The organism is Pseudooceanicola marinus (genome assembly GCF_020177265.1).
Taxonomy (GTDB): Bacteria; Pseudomonadota; Alphaproteobacteria; order Rhodobacterales; family Rhodobacteraceae; genus Pseudooceanicola; species Pseudooceanicola marinus_A.
In genome coordinates this window covers 1-19,148 of the sequence record NZ_JAIVMC010000008.1, presented here as the reverse complement: position 1 = coordinate 19,148, position 19,148 = coordinate 1, and the positions used below count along the sequence as shown (strand labels likewise).

Sequence of the window (19,148 nt, the reverse complement as noted above, 5' to 3'; positions counted from 1 at the left end):
ATCAAGACATGACAGACCAACTGACCATCTGTGTCGCCGGGGCCAGCGGCCTTGTCGGATCCAACGTCGTGAAGGCGGCGCTGGCGCGCGGCCACCGGGTGAAAGGCACCCTGCGCGACGCCACCGACACCGCCAAGACCGACCCCCTGATGGATCTGCCCGGCGCCCGGGAACGGCTGACCCTGCATTCCGCCGACAGCAGCGACAGCGCCAGTTTCGACGCGCCGATGGCGGGCGCCGACGTCACCGTCATCGCCTGTTTCCCGCCGATCTACCGCGCCGAAGACGGCACCCCCGCGCGAGAACTGGACCGCCAGCGCGGCTACGAGGAAATCGTGCGCCCGGTCCGTGACGGCGCGCTGAACGTGCTGGGGGCGGCGCAACGGGCCGGTGTCGGCGCGGTCGTGCTCTGCTCCTCCACCTCCTCGACCAACCCGCCGGCCGCCCTGCCGGTGAAACACGAGGCACTGGCCCTGTCGGATGCGGAGACGCAGATGGCCGAGGGCAAGTTCACCGCCGCCGAGAAGATCGTGATGGAAACCGCCGCGCGGGACTTCTGCACCCATCACGACATGCGGCTTTGCATCATGCTGCCGACGATGATGCTGGGCCCGGTGATCCTGCCGCAACATGTGGACAGCGACAGCCACGCCCTCCCCTCGGCCCTGCTACGCGGTGAAAAGCGCCATGAAACCACGCCCGCCGGGTCCATGTCGGTCAGCCATGTGGAAGACGTGGCCGCCCTCTTCCTGGCGGCGGTGGAGGATCCCACGGCGCGCGGTCGCTACTTCTGCGTCAAGGATAGCCTGCCCTGGGTCGATCTTTACGCCGAGTTCGCCAAACACGTCCCCGAAAGCGCCCTGCCCGCGCCGCTCGACGGCACCCCGGAGGAACCGACGCGGTTCGATTTCACCCGCCGCGACAGCCTGGGCGTCACCCTGCGCGACATTCCCACCACCATCGCCGAGACGATGGACTGGCTGAAGTCGAAGCCCTTCGGCTGATCCCGCTTGGCCTCCCCGGTCGCGGCGACGACCGGCGGACAGAAAAATGGCCGGGCGACGGATCGCCCGGCCTTGCCTGACGCCGCTCGGATGGAGAGCGGGCGACAGGGTCCCTCACAGGACGGGTCAGATGAACTGACCGTTGTCCACCTGGATCACCTGGCCGGTCACGGCACGTCCCATGTCGGACGCGAGGTAGAGCGCCGCATAGGCCTGGTCGATCGGTTCGGTCGAGGGAACCGTGGTGTTGGTGTACTTGTCCGAGAACTCCAGCATCTCGCCGCCGCCTTCCTGTTCGCCGGCCGCCCAGGCACGGGCCGCATCGGTGTCGGTGACGCCCGGTGCGATGGCGTTGACGCGGATCTTGGTGCCCGACAGGCGGATCGCCATGTTCAGCGTCATGGTGTTCAGCCCGCCCTTGGTCGTGGTATAGGCCACGCCGCAGATCGGCAGGGTGCCGTTGACCGAGCTGACGTTGATGATCCGCCCCTCGTTGCGGGGCATCATGTGGTTGATCGCCTCGCGGCAGAACCGGAAAGGCCCGGCCAGGTTGATCTGCATGATGTTGTCGAAATGGTCATCCGTGGTCTTCTCGACCGCGTACATTTCACCGACGCCGGCGTTGTTGACCATGATGTCGACCTGACCGAAGGCGTCGATCGCCTCCTTGAACACACGGGCCGGGGCCTCGCGGTCGGCGCTGTCGGCCACCACGGTCAGGACCTTGCCGCCCTTGGCGCGGATCTTCTCGGCCGCCTCGTCCAGCGGGCCCTGGTGGCGCGCGGTAATGACCACGTTCGCGCCCTCCTCCGAGAACAGCTCGGCGATGGCATAGCCGATCCCCTTGCTCGCCCCGGTGACGACGGCGGTCTGTCCTTCAAGCATCTTGCGCATGGAAATGTCCTTTCGGTCTTGGGTGAGCCCGCACCGGGTCGCGCCCGGGCAGGTGGCGCGTCCGGCCCTGAACGGGCGGGGCACGCCGGAATATCGGTCAGTCGCGCAGTCGCACCTCGACCGTGGCGCCGTGCGCCCGGTCGGAAATCATCGGCGCCAGGTAACGGCTGTCGGCGTATTTCGCCCGGTAGGCGTCATCCACGGCGTCCTGCACGCTGTCATCCACGGGATGAAAGGTGACGTCCCAGGTGCGGCCCGCGGCCTGCACCTGTCCCGCGCCCTGGTCCAGCGCGGCGCGAAACCAGCGCGAACCGGCACCGCTGTAGGCCCGGATGTAAAGGGCGCCGCCGGTCACGACCGACCAGATGAAGGTCGGCGTGCCCGGGGTCTCGCCATCCGCACGGAAGGGAGCGACGCGGAAATCATCCGCCGCCGCTATCGCGTCCAGCTGTGTCCGGGTCCAGGGCATGTTCCGCTCCTTTCCGCGCCGTCGACGGCGCCGTTTGAACCATTGTCTCCATTCGACATAACCCGCAGACGGCAGGGGATTAGAGCGTGCGGACGCCTGAGAGTGATGAGGGACGTTCATCAATCTTGCCGTCCATCGGCGGCCCGGACAAAAGCGTCCGTCTTGCGCTCATCGGCCCTCATTTTTTCGATTTCGGACAAGGGGAAGCCAGCTCTACTGGCCGGTGCTTGCACATCCCTGTCGCCTGCGGTCTGATGACGTGATGACAGCCGCCCCGCGGGCGATTGCCTCTCCTGCAGACGAAGAGTGATCCGCAATGACCCAGCCCCCCGCCCCCCCGCAACGGATGGTCGTCGGCATCACCGGCGCCTCGGGCATCGTGCTGGGCATCCGCCTGCTGGAGATCCTGCGAGAGCTGGAGATCGAGAGCCACTTGGTCATGTCCCCTTCGGCGGAGGTGACCCTGGCCCATGAAAGCACATTGAAGGTCGCGCAGGTGCGCGATCTGGCCGACAAGGTTCATAAATCCAGCGACATCGGTGCGGCCATTTCCAGCGGATCGTTCCGCACCATGGGGATGATCATCGCCCCCTGTTCCATCCGCACCTTGTCGGAGATCGCCACCGGCGTGACCTCTAGCCTGATGAGCCGGGCCGCCGATGTGGTGCTGAAGGAACGCCGCCGCCTGGTGCTGATGGTCCGCGAGACGCCGCTGCACACTGGCCACCTGCGCACGATGACCCAGGCCTCGGAAATGGGGGCGATCATTGCGCCGCCCGTTCCCGCCTTCTATGCCATGCCCAAGGATCTGGACGAGATGGTGGACCATTCGGTCAGCCGGGTTCTGGATCTTTTCGACATCGACACTGGCCGGATGCGCCGATGGAAGAACGGATAGGACGGGCGATGGACCGCGCCGATTTCACCGCCACATGCTGGGACCGGATGAAGGCGCTGTACCTCGCCGCGCCGGATCTTCAGGCCACTTGCCTGTCCCTGCAGGAGGATCACGACGTCGATGTGGTCATGGCGCTGTTCCTTCTGCTATGTGACCGCGCGGGTCTCTCGCCCACCGATCCTGGTCGTCAGGCCCTGGCCGAAGCCGTGGAGCCGTGGCGCGCCCGGGTCGTGCGCCCCCTGCGCGCCGTGCGGCAATGGCAGAAGGCCCAGGACCAGACCGAGGACGAGGCCGCCCTGCGCGAGCAGGTGAAGGCGCTGGAGCTGCGCGCCGAACGGCTGCAACTGGCCCGCCTCTGTGCCCTGTTCGAGACGCTGGACGCGGTGGCCCCGGAGGGCGGCGCGGCGCGGGCCTACCTGGATGAAAAAGGGGCCAGCGAAACGCTGGCCCGCAGGTTCCTCGGGGCGTGAGACGTCCCCGAGGGGGAGATAGGTCGTTCAATCCAGCCAGGCCTTGAGGTCGATGTCGTCCTCGCCGGGCACGGTCTTGCGGGCGAACTCGGCCTCGCGGCCCCAGGGCATGGTGGCGTCGATGCAGAGCCGGCCCCAGTGGTCCTTCTTCTCATCCCGATAGAAGCCCGGAATGTCGTTGAGGATCATTGCGCGGGTATCGGCGCGGCCGCGGGTCATATAGGCCCACATCACGTCGTCCATGTCCTGGATGTCGACGTCCTCATCCACCACGATCACCACCTTGTTGTAATCCAGATGCGAGGCCAGCGCGGCCAGGAAGACGTGCTGGGCGTGGCCCTCGTACATCTTCCGGATCTTGATGATCGAGATCATGACGTTGGGTCGGCAGGACACGTCGAGGACGCCCCGCACGGTGCCCGCCACATGCTTGTAGACCCGGGCCGCCGTGACCGCCTCCAGCGGGCGCAGATCTTCGGGCGAGCCGCAGAGCAGCGAGTGGAAGACGGCATCGCGGCGATAGCTGACATGGGTCACCTCGAAGACGTGATTGTCGCCCACCTCGACGTAATTGCCCATGAACTCGCCAAAGGGCCCCTCGGGGCGTTTGACGTTGGGCAGGAAGCGGCCCTCGACCACGATGTCGACCGAGGCGGGCACCTCCAGGTCGATCGTTTTGCATTTGCGCATGGCGATGGCCTCGCCGCGGATCTTGGCAGCCATGTTCAGCTCCGACGCCTCGTAGGGGAGCGAGGCGCAGGCGCCGAGGAAGATCTCCGGCGGGCCAGACAGCAGCAGCGCCGCTTCCAGCGCCTCGCCCTTCTCCTCGGCGATCTTCTGATAGCGGGTCAGGTCGTGCGGGCCGCCGAGGCGCACGCGCAACTCGTCATCGGCGATGATCTGGCTGCGGTGGAAACTGAGGTTCGGCACGCCGGTTTCGGGGTCCTTGGCCAGGTAGATGGCGGAGGTGAAATAGGGCCCGCCGTCGCGGGCGTGGTAGGTGATGGCGGGCAGATCCGAGAGCTTGCCGGAGACGAAATCGTCTTCGCCGTCGAAGGTAGTCAGGCAGTCCTCGGCCCGGGCCGCGCCCGCCTCTTCGGTCAACGCGTTCCAGCGTTCGCAAAAGGTCTGCTCGGCGGCGGTGGCGATCATCCGGCGCAGGCGGTCGTGGCTGCCAAAGACATTGGTGATGACCGGCATGTCGCTGCCCGCGACATCGTGAAACAGAACCGCCTTCTCGCTGGCCTTCTGGGACGCGCGGGTGACCGCGGCCAGCTGGTGTTTCGGCTGGACGGGCTTGCTGACCTCGGCCAGTTCGCCATGGGCGCGCATGTCTTCGATGGTGGTCTTCATGAGGATCAGCTTTCGGTCATGGTCTTGTCTTGGGGGGCCGCGTCCGGGCGGAAGGCGGGCGGTGCGGCGCGGGTCACGTCCGGCACCGGGATCGCATCGATCATGCGGCGGGTGAAATCGCTTTGCGGATTGCGCCAGACCTCGCGCGCCGGGCCGCTCTCGACGATCTCGCCCTTGAACATCATGGCCACGCGGTCGGCGAAGGTTTCCACCAGGGTCAGGTCGTGGCTGATGAACAGATAGCTGACGCCAAGATCCCGTTGCAGCTCGTCCAGCAGGTTGATGATCTGCGCCTGCACGGACACATCCAACGCCGACACCGGCTCGTCGCAGATCAGCAGGTCGGGGCGCAGCATCAGGGCACGGGCTATGCCGATCCGTTGGCGCTGCCCGCCCGAGAACTCGTGCGGGAAGCGGCGGCCCCATTCAGACGGCAGGCCCACCTTCTCCATCATCTCGTGCACCGCCCTCAGCCGCTCCTCTTTCGGTCCGACGTGGTGCACGTCCAGCGGCTCGCGCAGCAGCACCTCCACCCGCTTTCGGGGGTTCAGCGACGAGAACGGGTCCTGGAAGACGCATTGCACCCGCGGGCGGAACTTGCGCAGTTGCATCCGGTCGAGGCCGGCCATCTCGTTCCCTTCCAGCTGGATCGAGCCCGAGGTGGCCTTTTGCAGCCCCAGGATACAGCGCGCCAGGGTGGTCTTGCCGCAGCCCGACTCGCCCACCAGGGCCAGGGTCTCGCCCCGGTGCAGGTCGAAGGAGACGCCGCGAACCGGGTGGATCATCCCAGAGGAGACCTTGAAGCTGCAGTGCAGGTCCTTGACGTGCAGAAGCGGTGTCATGCTCATTGCGGGGCCTCCGTCTTGTCCTGGGCCGCCCAGGCGGCGGGGTGGTAGCAGGCGACGCGATGGCCCGCCGGACCCTCTTCGGGCGGGGGCGCGGCCTGGCAATCGGCCTGGGCGAAAGCGCAGCGCGGTGCGAAGCGGCAGCCGGGCATCGGATCGGTGATCGAGGGCACGGTGCCGGGGATCTCGTTCAGGAGCTTGCCGCCCCGGCGCTGCCGGTCGGGGTGCGGCGTCGCGTCCAGCAGGCCGCGCGTGTAGGGGTGCTGCGGGTTCAGGAACAGCTCGCGCGTGGGCGCTTCCTCGACCTTGCGGCCGCCGTACATCACCGCCACGCGATCGGCGGTATGGGCCACCAGGCCAAGGTTGTGGGTCACCAGCACGATGGCCACCTGCGTGTCGATCTGAAGCTGTTTCAGGAGGCGCATGATCTGGGCCTGCACCGTCACGTCCAGCGCGGTGGTCGGCTCATCCGCGATGATGACCTCGGGGTCGCAGGCCAGGGCCATGGCGATGACCACGCGCTGCAACTGGCCGCCCGACAGGCGGTGCGGGTAGGATTTGGCGATGCGTTCCGGGTCCGGCAGGCCGACCTGATCCAGCAGCGACAGGACCCGGGCGCGGGCGGCGCTGCGCGACAGCGACATATGCTCGCCGATGACCTCAGCCACCTGCTTGCCCACCGGAAACACCGGGTTCAGCGCCGCCATGGGTTCCTGGAACACCATGCCAATGCGCGCCGCGCGGATCTTGCGCATCTTCCGATTGTCGGTGATCGGCAGCTCTGTCCCGTCCAGGCGCAGCGACCCGCCGGTCTTTTCCACGCCTGCCGGCAGCAGCCCCATGACCGAAAGCGAGGTCATCGATTTGCCACAGCCCGACTCGCCCACGATGGCCAGGGTCTCCCCCCGGTTCACCGCGAAGGTGACGCCGCGCAGGATGCGGGCCTCGGGATGACCGGCCACGGCCACCTCCAGGTTCTCGACCGCCAGAAGCGGCTGCGGGTTCGCTTCGGCCATCATTTCACCTTCCTCTTGCGCAGGCGCGGGTTCATCAGGTCGGTCAGCCCGTTGCCCACCAGGTTCAGCGCCAGGGCGGTGATCAGCAGGCAGAGGCCGGGGATGGTGATGATGTACCAGGCGTCGCGCATGTTGTTGCGGCCCGAGCCGATCATCGAACCCCAGGTGATCACGTTGGGATCGCCGAAGCCCAGGAAGGACAGCGCGCTTTCCATCAGGATCGCGGTGGCCACCAGCACGGTGGACATCACCATGACGCCCGACAGGGCATTGGGCAGGATCTGGGTGAAGATGATCCGCGTGTCCTTCATCCCCAGGACGATGCAGCCCTGGATGTAGGCGCGTTCGCGGATCACCATGAATTCGCCCCGCACCAAACGGGCGATGGCGGGCCAGCTGACCACGGCCAGGGCGAAGACGATGACCTTGATGGTGGGGCCGAAGATGGCGACCACGACGATGGCCAGCATGAACTGCGGGATGGTCTGGAACAGCTCGGTCGCGCGCATCAGCAGGTTGTCGATCCAGCCGCCGTAGTAGCCCGCATAGGCCCCTACGACGATGCCGAAGATCAGCGCCACGGCGACCGAGGCGAAGCCCACGAGCAGCGAGATGCGCGCGCCGTAGAAGATCCCGGCGGCCATGTTGCGGCCCAGGGCATCGGTGCCCATGGGCGCGCCCGCCAGATCGCCCGGCCATTGCAGCGGGCGACCGACACTGACGTAGGGGCCTTCGGGGAAGAAGATCCCGGCGGTCAGCGCCATGAAGAGGATCACCAGCAGCAGGATCGCGCCCAGCGACACGGGCCAGTTGCGGGCGGCGGAGGTGAGAAACGCGCGCATCATTTCAGCTCCACCGTCGGGTTGATGACCACATACAGCAGGTCGACCACCAGGTTGGTCAGCACCACGAAGGCCGAGGACAGCACGAGGATCGACAGAAGCAGGTTCAGGTCACGCGCGAACATGGCGTCGAACATCAGCCGCCCCACCCCGGGCCAGGAAAAGACCGTCTCGGTCAGCACCGCACCACCCAGGAAGCCGCCCAGGTTGGTGCCCACCACGGTCAGCAGCGGCAGCACCGCGTTGCGCAAGGCGTGGCGGTACATGATGCGGCTTTCCGAGATGCCCTTGGCCCGGGCCACGCGGACGAAATCCAGCGACAGCACGTCCAGCATCCCCGCCCGCACCAGGCGGATGTAGATCGCCAGGTAGAAGAACGCCTGGGTCAGCGCCGGCAGGATCATGTGATGCGCCACGTCGACCACATGGGCCCAGCCGGTGTTGAAGGCGAGCACGTCCACCATGCCCGAGGTGGGCGTCCAGCCCAGCCAGACGGAGAAGACAAGGATCAGGATCAGCCCGATCCAGTAGGGCGGCGTGGCATAAAGCAACAGCGCCACCAGCGAGATCGCCTGATCCGGCGCCCGGTTGGCATAGCGCGCCGCGGTCACGCCGAAGATGATGCCGCCGATCACCGCCACCAGCAGGCTTGCCGACATCAGCATCAGCGTCGCCGGCAGCCGGTCGAAGATCAGGGTCACGTTGTCCTCGCCGTAGCGGAAAGAGTAGCCCAAATCGAAGGTCGCCAGGCGGGCCAGGAAATGACCCAGTTGCACCAATACCGGCTGGTCGAGGCCGAACTGGGCGCGCAGCTCGGCGATATATTCGGGCGTGGCGGTGCCCGCCTCGCCGGCCATCGCCTCGGCGGCGTCGCCGGGGGCCATCTTCAGCAGGAAGAAATTGATGACGGCAATCGCCAGGATCGCGAGCAGGCCATAGGCCAGTCGCTTGCCCAGGAAGATCCAGGGCCGGGAACGGGAAGATGTACTCATCAGGTCGTCTGTTCTTTCTGGGCCGGTGCCGCCCCGCAGGGGGTGCCATCGCCCTTGGCCTGACCGGCGGCGACCATGCGCAGCCAGTCCAGGCAATCGTAAACCGGCAGCCCGAGGTGCCGCATCAGGGCCGCCGTGTAGGGCGGCAGGTTGGTGCATTCCAGCAGGACCGCGCCAAGATCCGGATGCGCCGCCACGAGGTCATCGCCCGCCGCCAACACGTCCGCCGTGGCCAGCGCGGGGTCAAGCGTCACATCTGCCCGGTTGGCGCGCAGGACCTGCGGCAGGTGTGCGGCCGCCCGCAGCCCGCCCACGGGCGTGTCCCCCGGCGCGCCGGCCTCGCGCAGATGCGCGGCGCTGACCGAGCGGCCTTCCATGCCCAGAACGCCCACAGGACCATGACGCGCGACAAGCGTCGGCAGGGCCAACAGGGCCGAGGCGGTGAAGGGCACCGGACAGCCCTCGGCCATCAGCGCCTGGTGAAACACCAGCAGCCCGCAGGAGGTGGTCAACAACTTCGCTCCGCGCGCCACCAGACGGTCACGCGCGGGCAGGAAGGCGCGGCCAAGCGCCGGGTCGGTGACATCGCCGTCGATCACCCGGTCCAGCGTCGCCAGCGCCACGGTTTCGTAAAGGACACGCCCGCCGAAGGTGGCGGCGTTGCCGATGTCGCCCACGGGCCTGGGAAAGGCCGTGTCGAGCATCAGAACGCCGACCGTAGGCAGACCGTTATCCCCGGTCGCATCGCTCATTCGAACGCTAGAGTTCCGTAGGAGGCCCGCGCCCCTTCTGGCCCGGTCACCGCGTTGACCACATTGGCCGCCGAAACGGTGGTGTAGGTCGGACGGGCCAGCGGCAGGATCGGCAGGTCTTCCATGGCCAGCGCCTGGAACTCCTCGAACAGCGCCTTGCGCGCCTCCGTGTCGGGCTCCACTGCGGCGGCTTCCAGAATGCGGTCCATCTCCGCGCTGGAATAGCCCGAGGCGTTGACGAAGGGCGTGCCCTGGGCAATCGCCTCGCTCCAGTAGAAGCGTTGCAGGCCGATCGTGGGGTCGGCGGTCACCGAGGCGGGGAACATCGACAGGTCGAAGTCGTAGTTGCCATAGACCGAGCGGATGAAGGTCGGCACGTCCGCCGAAACCAGAGTCAGGTCGACGCCGATGGCCGCGAACTGCTGTTTCAGCATCTGGCCCGCGCGGTCATAGGTGTCGCCGATGGCCGGAGAGATCAGCCGGATGCCAAAGCGCATGCCGTCGTCGCCCTCGGGGAAGCCGGCTTCGTCCAGCAGGGCCTTGGCCGCCTCGACGTCATGGGCATAGCCCGGCACATCGGCGGTGTAGAGGTGCGGCAGCGACTGTGGGATCGGGCCGGTCAACATCTCGGCCAGGCCGTAGTAGACCACTTCCTCCATCTGCGCCTGGTCGATGGCGTGCATCAGCGCCTTGCGCACCTCCGGCACGGCCAGGATCTTATTGCGCAGATTCACCTCCAGCACGTCGAGGGAGTTGTTCAGCTCCGTCCCCCGGGTGGAGACGTTGAAATCGGGGCTGTCCATGAAACGCTGGACTTCGTTCACCGGGATCGGGCCGTCGCCGCCCAGATGCAGCTCTCCCGCCTCGAAGGCCGCGACGCGGGCCGAGGGGTCGGAAATGATGCGCACCACCAGGCGGTCCAGCATCGGCTGGCCCTCGGCCCAGTAGTCGGTGTTGGCTTCCAGGATGATATGGCTGCCGCGCTCCCAGGAGACGAACTTGAACGGGCCGGTGCCGACAGGCGCGTTGTTGGCCGGGTTGTTCAGGACGTCGGTGCCCTCATAGACGTGTTTCGGCACGATGGGGCTTTCCCAGCCCGACAGCGCATACATCAGCGCCGGCGCGGGTTCCGAGAGGTTCAGCACGGCGGTATAATCATCCGGCGTATCGACCGAGGTCACCTTGGCGAAGACGCCCTTGCCGCGCGGGTGGTGCTGTTTCAGGATTTCCATGATCGAATAGGCCACATCGGCCGAGGTGAAATCCTCGCCATCGTGCCATTTCACGCCCTGGCGCAGCTGGAAGGTGATGGTCAGCCCGTCCTCGGACATCTCCCAGGCCTCGGCCAGTACGCCGTGGGCGTTCAGGTCGAAATCGTAATGCAGCAGGCCCTCGGTCATCTTGCCCGAGATCACGGCCACCGGCGAGGCGGTGTTGAACGCCGAGAGCATGGCGTTCGGCTCGGGGTTGATGGTCATCGCCATGGTGCCCCCGGCGGCATGGGCGGCGTCCGGACCAAGGCCCGGCACCAGGCCGGTGGCGGCCAGGCCGGCAGCGCTCAGCATCAGGAAGTTGCGGCGGCTCACGGCCGAAAGACTGGCGGGGTCGACGGCGGGGCCGCGGCGGGAATTCTGGGTCATGGGTCGCTTCCTGTTGGTCAGGCTGCCGCAGGGCAACAGCCGGGGAGAGGGCGCTGCCTGTTTCGCTCGACAGCTTGGACCCGAGTATCGGAAGCCCCGTTCGCAGAGGCCATAGCGCGGCTTACGGATTGCGGGTCAATTTTTTCTGAAATCGGAATTTTGCCGGTCGGAGGGGGCCTGCGGCCCTGTCCTGGTGGTTGAAACTCTGCCCGGTCAGGTGTCTGACAAAGGCTCAACAAAAGGGCAGGTAGCGGAGATGACGGAGCAAATCAATGGGGCAGATGCGCTGGCCCGGATGATCGCGAGTTGGGGGCAGTCGCCGGTCTGTCACGTGCCCGGCGAGGGCGTGCTGGAGGTGCTGGATGCGCTGTCGGCGACTGACCGGCCGCTGCTGTCCTTCCGGCATGAAGCAGGGGCGGCCGTGGCCGCCCAGGCCGCCGGTCAGGTGACGGGCCAGCCCGGGATCTGCGTCGTAGGCCGGGCGCCGGGCGCCCTGAACACCGCGCTGGCACTGCATACCGCGCGCACCGATGGCGCGCCGATGATCCTGATCGTCGGCCAGCCTTCGCACCGCATTGCAGGCCGCGAACCCTTCCTGGCCAATGACTTCGCCCAGGTCTTCTCCCCCATGGCCAAATGGATCGGAGAGTGCACCGAGGCCGCCCGCCTACCCGAGCTTTTCACCACCGCCTGGGCACGCGCGCTGGAAGGGCTGGCCGGGCCCGTCGTGCTGACGATCAGCGAGGAGGTCTGGACCGAGACCCTGCCCGCAAGCGCCCTGCCCGATGAACCGCCCCGCCCCGCCCGGCACGGCATCGCCGCCGCCGACCTCTCGCTGGTGCTGGAGAAACTGGCTCAGGCGAAGCGGCCGCTGATCCTTGCGGGCGGCACCGGCTGGACGGCCAGCAGCACCGCCGCCCTGGCCGATTTCGCCGCCCGTCACGGCCTGCCCGTCGCCACCGCCTATCGCCGGCGCGACCTGATGCCGGCCAGCCACCCCTGCTTCGTCGGTGAAATCGGCATCGGCGCGGACCCGGCCCTGACCGCCCGCGTGGCCGAGGCCGACCTCGTGCTGGCACTCGGGATTCACCTGGGCGAGATCAACACCTTCGGCGCCCGCGCGTTTGAGGGCTACACCCTGCTGGAGGCCCCGCAACCAGCGCAAAGGCTGATCCATGTCCACCCCGACCCGGCCGAGCTGAACGCGGTCTACCGCGCCGATCTGGCGCTATGTGCCCACCCGGAGGACTTGCTGGCCACCCTGCCCCAGGACGCCGCGCCGCTGTCGCCGGATCCCGACTGGACCCCCGCCTTGCGTGCCGCGCGCCAGGCCTTCACCGCGGGCCAGCCGCAGCGCCCTGGCCCGGTGAACCTGCAACAGGTGTTCGAGACCCTGCGTGATGCCCTGCCCGCCGACGCCATGCTGACGGTGGGTGCGGGCGCCTATGCCCACTGGCCGCAACGATATTTCGCCCATGAGGTCTTCGGCACCCAGCTGGGCCCGAAAAGCGGCGCCATGGGCTATGGCCTGCCAGCCGCCCTTGGCGTGCAGGCCACCTGCCCCGGTCGCCGCGTGGTGGCCGTGGCCGGCGACGGCTGTTTCATGATGCAGGGCGAGGAACTGGCCACCGCCGCCCGGGCGGGCCTGCCGGTGCTGGTGATCGTCATCAACAACAGCCTCTACGGCGCCATCCACGCGACCCAGGGCCGCCAGTTCGGCCGCACCACCGGGACCGAGCTGGCCCCCATCCACTTCGCCGACCTGGCCCGCGCCCAGGGCGTCATGGGGCAGCGGGTGGAGGTCACCGAGGGCTTCGCCCCTGCCCTGGCCGCCGCCCTGGCCGAAATGGACGCGGGCCGCCCGGCCCTGATCGAGATCATCACGTCGAAGGAGACCCTGAAACCATGACCGAGCAGCATCGCGATGTCATCGTCGTCGGCAGCGGGATCGCGGGTCTCGTCGCCGCCTACCGCCTGTCCCGCGCCGGCCGGTCCGTGCACATCCTGGAGGCCGGCGATCAGATCGGCGGCCGGGTCGGCGAACGCGAAACCCGTGGCATCCGGTTCAACACCGGCGCGCGGCTGGTCTACCCCTTTTCCAAGCCGTTCAACGGCTTGCTGGACGACCTTGGCCTGACCGAGGACCTGATTCCGATCCACCACCTATCGGCCCAATGTATCGGGCCGGATGGTGACTGGCTGGTGGAGCTGATGCCGGGGCCGAAAAGCCTGCGGACCCCGGGGCTGCCCCTGGGCGAACGGCTGCGCTTCGTCCCCTACGGGCTGTCGATGCTGGCCGCCCGGGGCCGCACCGACCCCGACGATGCCGCCAGCGCGCCCGAGGCCGACGCCGAGGCGCTGGACAGCTACACCCGCCGCCGCATGGGGCCAAATGTTCTGGCGCGCATGGTCGAGCCGATCTTCCGTGGCACCCGGGCCTGGAACGCCGAGGACATCTCGGCCGCCTTCTTCGCCACCACCACGCCGCATCTGATCGGCAAGAGCCACGTCAACGTCTTCAAGGGCGGCATGAACCGGCTCCCGGCGGCGCTGGTCCGGGGAAGCCAGGCCACCTGCAAGGCCACGGTCCTGTCGGTCGAGGACCGGGCGGGCGGCCCCTGCCGCGTTACCGCGCGGATCGAGGGCGCGGAGGTCACGCTGAGCGCCGATCATGTCGTCATCGCGGTCGAGGGCGACCGGGCCGCCCCGCTGGTCGCGGATCTGGCGCCGGAGGACCGCGCCTTCCTCGACGGCGTTCGCTACAACTCGCTGGGCGTGGTGCACTACAAGTTGTCGGGCGACGTGGCCCCGCGCATGAACTTCTTCGCGCGCGTAGGCGCCGGGCCGATCGCCACCTACCAGCAGGTCCCGGCCAATGCGGCCAAGGGCCAGGCGGCGCAGATCTATGCGCAGCTGTCGCCCGAGGCGGCGCGTTACGCCGCAGAGACCGGGCAGACGGGCGATCTGCACCCGCTCATCGAAGATCAACTGCGCCAGCTTTTTCCCCAGTTCGACGCGCAATATGCCGACCGCCACACCCAATGGATCCAGCGCAAGCTGCCCACCTTCTCGCCCGGATACGCGATGCAGGCGAAGGCGTTCCGCGACCGACAGGATGCCAGCGCGCGGCGCATCACCTTCGCGGGCGACTACCTGCAGCAATCGCTGGTCACCGGCGCGGCGGCCAGCGGCGAGCGGGCGGCGCGGCGCATCCTGGGGGCCTGAAGTCACCCCCCCCTGCCCCACAACCGCAAAGGCCCGGGCGATTGCGCCCGGGCCTTTTGCATTCGCGGCGGCGGGCTTATCCGGCCTCGCCATCCCCTTCCATCTGCAACTGGCGCGCGGTCTTGGGCAGGACGCCGAAATGCGCCTTGAAGGCGGCGGTGAAACTGGCCTGCCGTTCATAGCCCACCTCGCGCGCCACCTCGGCCACGCTCATGTCGCGCTGGCGCAGCAGCTGCATGGCGTGGTCCATCCGGTAGGCCTTGCGGAAGTCGAAGATCGTCTTGCCGTAGAGAAACTTGAACCCGCGCTTCAGCTTGGTGGCATTGGTGCCCAGCTCGCGCGCCAGCACGGGCACGGTGTAGTGGGTGCTGAAATCGGTCGACAGCTTGTCCCGCGCCTGCTCGAACATCTCTAGCTCGCGCTGCGAGAAGGTCAGCGCGCTGCGGAACTCGACCTCCTTTTCCAACTCCTCCACCGTCAGGCACAGAAGCTCCTGCAACTTCGCCGCCGCCCGGGTGGCATCGCGCTGCCCCGCCAACGGATTCGCGCGCAGGTGCTGCAGGGCGCGCACGAAGTCCACGTTCAAGGATTTCTCGACGATGGAAATCTCACCCGGACCGGGCGACAGAAGCTGTTCGGCCACGTCGGAGGTAAACTCGTAATCGCGCTGCAGCAGATCGGGATCGACGTAAAGACCGATCATCCGGAAAGGCCCCTGCGGGCATTGCACCTTGTAATTCACATCGCCCGCGTTGCGACAGGCGATCAGGGTCGCCTCGCCCACGGCGCGCTCCCCCTCGGTGTCGGGCTGGCTGGAGGGCAACGACAGGTTCACCGGGCCTTCCAGCAGGAAGTGGAACTCGACGAATCCCTCGTCCTGCACCGCTTCGACGCGGGCCTCGGCGTAGTCGACCTCGGTGATGACGCAGAAGATACGATCGTCGAGGGACAGGAAATGCCACCAGCCGCTACCGTCCCGGGGGGCCAGCTCGACCCGGGTGGAGAAGAAGCCGCGCTGTGGATCCTCGAAATGGGGGTAGCGGTCGCGGGCGGCCCGCAGGGTCGCGAAGACATTCCGCAGGGTCTGTTCGGTTCCCCCGAACTCCTGTCGCCAGAGTCCCTTCACCTGCGCCGGCTCCTGTCGATCGTCTTGTGGCAAATCACCCACCACCTTTCACCCGTCCACGATTCCCGTGAGCCTAGCGAAAAAGCGGCAGGGGTGGGAGGGACCGGGCCGCACCCTGTCTGTGCGGCCCGGCCCGTGGTCCTGGTCCGGGGTCCCGGTCCGCCGTCAGGCCGGGCGCGACGCCGAAACCTCGATCTCGACCTTGGCGCCGGGCGTGGGGATCTGGCAGATCAGCATGGTGTTGGTCGGGCGGATGTCGGCAAAGACCCGGCCCAGCACCACCGCCACGTCTTTCAGATAGGCGCCATCGGTGATGTAGACGCGTAGCTGCTTGGCCTGCGTCAGGTTGCTGCCCGCCTGTTCGAGCGTGGCCGAAACAGAAGCGATGGCGTTCTCCAGCTGCTCGGCCACGCTTTCGGGCAGAGTGCCGTCGGCGCCCTGGCCCAGGGTGCCCGAGACGTGGATGTGGCGGCCGTCGATCACGGCCTTGGAGAAGCCTGCGAAATCCTCCGCCGGCGCGCCGGTGAAGATGCGGTCTTTCATGTCGGTCATTCCTGTCTCTCCTCAGCTGGCGCGGCGCACGACGATGGCCTTCTTGCGCATGAAGCGGAAGAAGCCGCCGGCGCCGTAGCGGGTGCCGCCCAGGCCGGAGATGCCGAAGGCCGTCTTCTCGGCCTTGTCGCCGACCCCGCCCATGGTGTCGAAATCGTTTATCCAGAGGCCACCGGCGTTGATTTTCTCGCCCACGGCGATCGCCTCGTCCTCGGCACCGATCACGGTGGCCGAAAGGCCGAAGTCGGTGTCATTCGCCAGGCGGATAGCCTCTTCGGTGGTCTCGAAACGGCCGATGGGAATGATCGGGCCGAAGGTCTCGTCCTGCATGATCTTCATGTCCTGGGTCACGTCGACCAGCACGGTCGGCTCGCACCAGAGGCCGCCGTCGCGCTCGATCACATGGCCGCCGGTGAGGATCTTGGCGCCCTTCTCGACCGCGTCGGCGATCTGGTCGCGCAGGATCTGCGCCTGTTTCTCGAAGATGACCGGGCCCAGTTCGCCCGATTGCAGCCCATCGGTGTTCATGGTCATCGCCTTCACGCGGGCGGTGACAGCATCGGCCAGCGGCGCGAAGCCCTGCGGCCCGGCATAAACCCGTTCGATGGAGCAGCAGAGCTGGCCGCTGTTTTCCATCGCGCCGCGCACCACGATTTCGGCAGCGACATCGGCATCGGCACTGTCGAGCACCACGGCCGGGTCATTGCCGCCCAGTTCCAGGAAGGCGGTCTTGAACTGCGACGCCGCGCGTTCCTGCACCTTGCGGCCCGTCGGCACCGAGCCGGTGAAGACGACCATATCGGTCAGATCGACGATGGTCGCGCCGGTCTGGCCGTCACCGGGGAAGACCTCCAGCACGTCGCGCAGGTGTTCGACCTCGGCGATGGCGGCGCGGAAGGGTTCGATGAAGCGGGGCGTGACCTCGGAGGGTTTGATCGCCACGGCAGAGCCCGCCAGCAACGCGGTGATCGCGTCGATCATGCACAGGATCAGGGGGTAGTTCCAAGGCGAGATGATGCCGACCAGCTGGTAGGGCACATATTGCTGGCGGAAGGACAGATCGGACGAGCCGCCGGTGGCCGCCTCCAGCGCCTCGGCGGCGGTGGCCACGCGCATCTGGGTGATGCCCTTCAGCCCTTCAAGCTCGGCCACCGACATCTCGTAGCGACCAGTGTCGGTGCACAGCGCGTCGAGGATGGCGTCGTAATGCCGGTCCACGGCCTCGCAGAGCTGCAGCATGGCCGTCTTGCGGCCCTCCAGCCCGATCTCCAGCCACTTGGCCTGGGCGTCACGCATGGCGGCGCAGGTCTCTTCCATCTCGGCCAGATCCGGGATCTCGATCCGGTAGTCCTTCTGTCCGCTGCGCGGGTTCCTGATTTCCAACTGTCGGCTCATGTGGCCCTCTCTGTCTGCATGCCGGAGGCCCGTCGCACCCCGGTCTGGCGATCGCGTTCTGGCAATCGCGTTTGGGGGCAAATTGTCCGCATCCGCGCCCGGGCAAAAGACGTGCGCGGGCGAAGCGACTGAAATCGACAAAGAAAGGCCCTGATGCGAAAATGGCCCTTTGCGACCGCCGAACACGGCCACTGAGCCTGGGCGCCAGCCTTTGATCCGGACGCGGCCACCACCGGGCAGCGCCCTGTCCCCGCTTGCCCTGCCGCAGTATTGCCCCAGCTTGTTGCAGGTCGCGACACGGACGAAGACAAGGACAGCCCGCCGCCCCGCGGGCCGAAGGACAGAGCACCACATGACCCAGACCCTCAGATGGGGCATCATGGCCACGGGCCTGATCGCCGAGACGTTCACCAAGGACCTCGCCACGGCAGGCCTGCCGGTCACCGCCGCAGGCTCCCGCTCCGGGGCGAAGGCCCGCGCATTCGCGGACGCCCATGGCATCCCCGCCGCCCACGGCAGCTACGAGGCGCTGGTGGCCGATCCCAACGTGGACGTGGTCTACGTCGCCACGCCCCACCCGTTCCACGCCGCCTGCACCAAGCTGGCGCTGGAGGCCGGCAAACACGTGATGGTCGAGAAACCTATTGCCATGAATGCCCGAGAGGCGCGCGAGATGGCAGCCCTGGCCGAGGAGCGCGGGTTGTTCCTGATGGAGGCCATGTGGACGCGGTTCCTGCCCCACATGACCCGACTGAACGAGATCCTGGAGGCCGGCACCCTGGGGCGCATCCTGACCCTGCAGGCCGATCATTCGCAGCGCCTGCCCGACGACCCGAACCACCGCCTGAACGCGATGGAGCTGGGCGGCGGCGCCCTTCTGGATCTGGGGATCTACCCGGTCTCCTTCGCCTGGGACGTGCTGGGCGCGCCGAAGACCCTGCGCGCCGTCGCCCGGTTCAAGGAGACCGGCGCCGATGCGGAGGTGGCGGTGATCGCCACCCATGACACGCCGGACGGTGGGCCCGCCCTGTCACAGCTGACCTGCGCCAGCGACCGGACCGGCCCCAACACCGCCCGCATCATCGGCGACCGCGCCATCCTGGAGATCGAGGAGATCTGGTATGCGCCCACCACCCTGCGCCTGCTGGACCTGGATGGGACGGTGCTGGAAACCTTCGACACCCGCCCCGAGGGCCGCGGCATGCAGTGCCAGGCCAGGGCGGTGCAGGAGGCCGTCCTGTCGGGCCGCACCTCGGACCCGCGCATGACGCCCGCCGAGAGCATCCGCATCATGGAGATGATGGACCAGATCCGCGCCGAGATCGGCCTGAAGTACGCCGCGGACTAGGCGCTGCCGCTACAAAGGCCCTCATGCTGCACCGGGTGGCCGCGGTTTCCTACCGCTCGGCTTAGGCGGTCACCCGCACTACGATCCGCACGTCGAAGAAAGACGCCATGCCCGCCCTGTCAGATCTTGAGTGGTAGGCGTCCCGCACATCCCGAACGTGTGCCACACTCACTGGCAGGTCATTCATACCGCAGTATTTTGGGAAGGTATGGTGCCCGGGGGCGGAGGTCTTGCCTCGTTCTGTTCCCGCTACAGGCACCTCGGCGATGGTTCGCGTCAGCAAAACAAGGGCTATCGCGTTGGACCTCCTGCCGTCAACAGGCACCA

At 67.5% G+C, this 19,148-nt stretch carries 18 protein-coding genes; 6 read left to right on the top strand and 12 right to left on the bottom strand.

The annotated features are described in order from the left end of the window. Nucleotides 1-8 precede the first annotated feature (8 nt). Complete coding sequence (locus LC066_RS14280; protein ID WP_224900285.1) at nt 9-1,004, top strand: NAD-dependent epimerase/dehydratase family protein; 996 nt, start codon at nt 9-11, stop codon at nt 1,002-1,004. A gap of 126 nt (nt 1,005-1,130) precedes the next feature. Here LC066_RS14280 and LC066_RS14275 read toward each other — a convergent pair whose 3' ends face one another. Together LC066_RS14275 and LC066_RS14270 are read right to left on the bottom strand one after the other, a co-directional pair. Next, nucleotides 1,131-1,898 carry an SDR family NAD(P)-dependent oxidoreductase gene (locus LC066_RS14275; protein ID WP_224900282.1) on the bottom strand — a complete coding sequence of 256 codons (768 nt, stop codon included), beginning with the start codon at nt 1,896-1,898 and terminating at the stop codon, nt 1,131-1,133. A 97-nt stretch (nt 1,899-1,995) separates the two neighbouring features. After that, entirely contained in the window at nt 1,996-2,367 is a 372-nt protein-coding gene (locus tag LC066_RS14270) for a DUF2255 family protein (RefSeq protein ID WP_224900278.1), read from the bottom strand. 316 nt (nt 2,368-2,683) lie between these two features. Between LC066_RS14270 and LC066_RS14265 the strand changes: the two genes are divergently transcribed. Together LC066_RS14265 and LC066_RS14260 are read left to right on the top strand one after the other, a co-directional pair. Continuing rightward, complete coding sequence (locus LC066_RS14265; protein ID WP_224900275.1) at nt 2,684-3,265, top strand: UbiX family flavin prenyltransferase; 582 nt, start codon at nt 2,684-2,686, stop codon at nt 3,263-3,265. 8 nt (nt 3,266-3,273) lie between these two features. Then, nucleotides 3,274-3,735 (top strand): TIGR02444 family protein, encoded by a 462-nt coding sequence (locus tag LC066_RS14260; protein WP_224900272.1) that lies wholly within the window; start codon nt 3,274-3,276, stop codon nt 3,733-3,735. A gap of 27 nt (nt 3,736-3,762) precedes the next feature. Here LC066_RS14260 and LC066_RS14255 read toward each other — a convergent pair whose 3' ends face one another. Genes LC066_RS14255 through LC066_RS14225 form a run of 7 tightly spaced genes read right to left on the bottom strand, consistent with a single transcriptional unit; the run spans nt 3,763 to nt 11,175 of the window. After that, the gene (locus LC066_RS14255; RefSeq protein ID WP_224900270.1) at nt 3,763-5,088 is read right to left on the bottom strand and encodes a UbiD family decarboxylase; all 1,326 of its coding nucleotides are present in this window, start codon (nt 5,086-5,088) and stop codon (nt 3,763-3,765) included. 5 nt (nt 5,089-5,093) lie between these two features. Further along, nucleotides 5,094-5,936 (bottom strand): ATP-binding cassette domain-containing protein, encoded by an 843-nt coding sequence (locus tag LC066_RS14250; RefSeq protein WP_224900268.1) that lies wholly within the window; start codon nt 5,934-5,936, stop codon nt 5,094-5,096. Continuing rightward, nucleotides 5,933-6,952 carry an ABC transporter ATP-binding protein gene (locus LC066_RS14245; protein WP_224900266.1) on the bottom strand — a complete coding sequence of 340 codons (1,020 nt, stop codon included), beginning with the start codon at nt 6,950-6,952 and terminating at the stop codon, nt 5,933-5,935. Before LC066_RS14245 ends, LC066_RS14250 begins: the two co-directional genes overlap by 4 nt. Then, nucleotides 6,949-7,791, bottom strand: a complete 843-nt coding sequence (locus LC066_RS14240) for an ABC transporter permease (RefSeq protein WP_224900264.1) — start codon at nt 7,789-7,791, stop codon at nt 6,949-6,951. The genes LC066_RS14245 and LC066_RS14240 overlap by 4 nt, the downstream gene beginning before the upstream one ends. Then, entirely contained in the window at nt 7,791-8,783 is a 993-nt protein-coding gene (locus LC066_RS14235; protein ID WP_224900262.1) for an ABC transporter permease, read from the bottom strand. Before LC066_RS14235 ends, LC066_RS14240 begins: the two co-directional genes overlap by 1 nt. Continuing rightward, complete coding sequence (locus LC066_RS14230) at nt 8,783-9,535, bottom strand: aspartate/glutamate racemase family protein (RefSeq protein ID WP_224900260.1); 753 nt, start codon at nt 9,533-9,535, stop codon at nt 8,783-8,785. The genes LC066_RS14235 and LC066_RS14230 overlap by 1 nt, the downstream gene beginning before the upstream one ends. After that, nucleotides 9,532-11,175, bottom strand: coding sequence for an ABC transporter substrate-binding protein (locus LC066_RS14225; protein WP_224900258.1), 1,644 nt, complete (start codon nt 11,173-11,175; stop codon nt 9,532-9,534). The genes LC066_RS14230 and LC066_RS14225 overlap by 4 nt, the downstream gene beginning before the upstream one ends. Nucleotides 11,176-11,431: 256 nt before the next feature. Between LC066_RS14225 and LC066_RS14220 the strand changes: the two genes are divergently transcribed. Then, nucleotides 11,432-13,084, top strand: coding sequence for a thiamine pyrophosphate-dependent enzyme (locus LC066_RS14220; protein WP_224900256.1), 1,653 nt, complete (start codon nt 11,432-11,434; stop codon nt 13,082-13,084). Further along, complete coding sequence (locus LC066_RS14215) at nt 13,081-14,400, top strand: protoporphyrinogen/coproporphyrinogen oxidase (RefSeq protein ID WP_224900253.1); 1,320 nt, start codon at nt 13,081-13,083, stop codon at nt 14,398-14,400. Before LC066_RS14220 ends, LC066_RS14215 begins: the two co-directional genes overlap by 4 nt. A gap of 76 nt (nt 14,401-14,476) precedes the next feature. Here LC066_RS14215 and LC066_RS21540 read toward each other — a convergent pair whose 3' ends face one another. From LC066_RS21540 to LC066_RS14200, 3 genes are all read right to left on the bottom strand, one after another. Then, complete coding sequence (locus LC066_RS21540) at nt 14,477-15,526, bottom strand: helix-turn-helix transcriptional regulator (protein ID WP_224900251.1); 1,050 nt, start codon at nt 15,524-15,526, stop codon at nt 14,477-14,479. A gap of 165 nt (nt 15,527-15,691) precedes the next feature. Beyond that, nucleotides 15,692-16,078: a Rid family hydrolase gene (locus tag LC066_RS14205; RefSeq protein ID WP_224900249.1), complete on the bottom strand. Its 387-nt coding sequence runs from the start codon at nt 16,076-16,078 to the stop codon at nt 15,692-15,694. 12 nt (nt 16,079-16,090) lie between these two features. Next, complete coding sequence (locus tag LC066_RS14200; protein WP_224900246.1) at nt 16,091-17,473, bottom strand: aldehyde dehydrogenase family protein; 1,383 nt, start codon at nt 17,471-17,473, stop codon at nt 16,091-16,093. A gap of 352 nt (nt 17,474-17,825) precedes the next feature. On the opposite strand from LC066_RS14200, the gene LC066_RS14195 reads away from it, so the two are divergent. Further along, a complete protein-coding gene (locus LC066_RS14195) occupies nt 17,826-18,821 on the top strand; it encodes a Gfo/Idh/MocA family protein (protein ID WP_224900243.1) in 996 nt (331 codons plus the stop codon). The last annotated feature ends 327 nt before the right edge of the window (nt 18,822-19,148 follow it).

Excerpts from the sequence above, each read along its gene's own strand:
- LC066_RS14220 (WP_224900256.1), top strand. The coding sequence starts at position 11,432 with ATGACGGAGCAAATCAATGGGGCAGATGCGCTGGCCCGGATGATCGCG.
- LC066_RS14260 (WP_224900272.1), top strand. The coding sequence starts at position 3,274 with ATGGACCGCGCCGATTTCACCGCCACATGCTGGGACCGGATGAAGGCG.
- LC066_RS14255 (WP_224900270.1), bottom strand. The coding sequence starts at position 5,088 with ATGAAGACCACCATCGAAGACATGCGCGCCCATGGCGAACTGGCCGAG.
- LC066_RS14250 (WP_224900268.1), bottom strand. The coding sequence starts at position 5,936 with ATGAGCATGACACCGCTTCTGCACGTCAAGGACCTGCACTGCAGCTTC.
- LC066_RS14280 (WP_224900285.1), top strand. The coding sequence starts at position 9 with ATGACAGACCAACTGACCATCTGTGTCGCCGGGGCCAGCGGCCTTGTC.
- LC066_RS14235 (WP_224900262.1), bottom strand. The coding sequence starts at position 8,783 with ATGAGTACATCTTCCCGTTCCCGGCCCTGGATCTTCCTGGGCAAGCGA.
- LC066_RS14215 (WP_224900253.1), top strand. The coding sequence starts at position 13,081 with ATGACCGAGCAGCATCGCGATGTCATCGTCGTCGGCAGCGGGATCGCG.
- LC066_RS14205 (WP_224900249.1), bottom strand. The coding sequence starts at position 16,078 with ATGACCGACATGAAAGACCGCATCTTCACCGGCGCGCCGGCGGAGGAT.
- LC066_RS14225 (WP_224900258.1), bottom strand. The coding sequence starts at position 11,175 with ATGACCCAGAATTCCCGCCGCGGCCCCGCCGTCGACCCCGCCAGTCTT.
- LC066_RS14200 (WP_224900246.1), bottom strand. The coding sequence starts at position 17,473 with ATGAGCCGACAGTTGGAAATCAGGAACCCGCGCAGCGGACAGAAGGAC.
- LC066_RS14195 (WP_224900243.1), top strand. The coding sequence starts at position 17,826 with ATGACCCAGACCCTCAGATGGGGCATCATGGCCACGGGCCTGATCGCC.
- LC066_RS14270 (WP_224900278.1), bottom strand. The coding sequence starts at position 2,367 with ATGCCCTGGACCCGGACACAGCTGGACGCGATAGCGGCGGCGGATGAT.
- LC066_RS14265 (WP_224900275.1), top strand. The coding sequence starts at position 2,684 with ATGACCCAGCCCCCCGCCCCCCCGCAACGGATGGTCGTCGGCATCACC.
- LC066_RS14275 (WP_224900282.1), bottom strand. The coding sequence starts at position 1,898 with ATGCGCAAGATGCTTGAAGGACAGACCGCCGTCGTCACCGGGGCGAGC.
- LC066_RS14240 (WP_224900264.1), bottom strand. The coding sequence starts at position 7,791 with ATGCGCGCGTTTCTCACCTCCGCCGCCCGCAACTGGCCCGTGTCGCTG.
- LC066_RS14245 (WP_224900266.1), bottom strand. The coding sequence starts at position 6,952 with ATGATGGCCGAAGCGAACCCGCAGCCGCTTCTGGCGGTCGAGAACCTG.
- LC066_RS14230 (WP_224900260.1), bottom strand. The coding sequence starts at position 9,535 with ATGAGCGATGCGACCGGGGATAACGGTCTGCCTACGGTCGGCGTTCTG.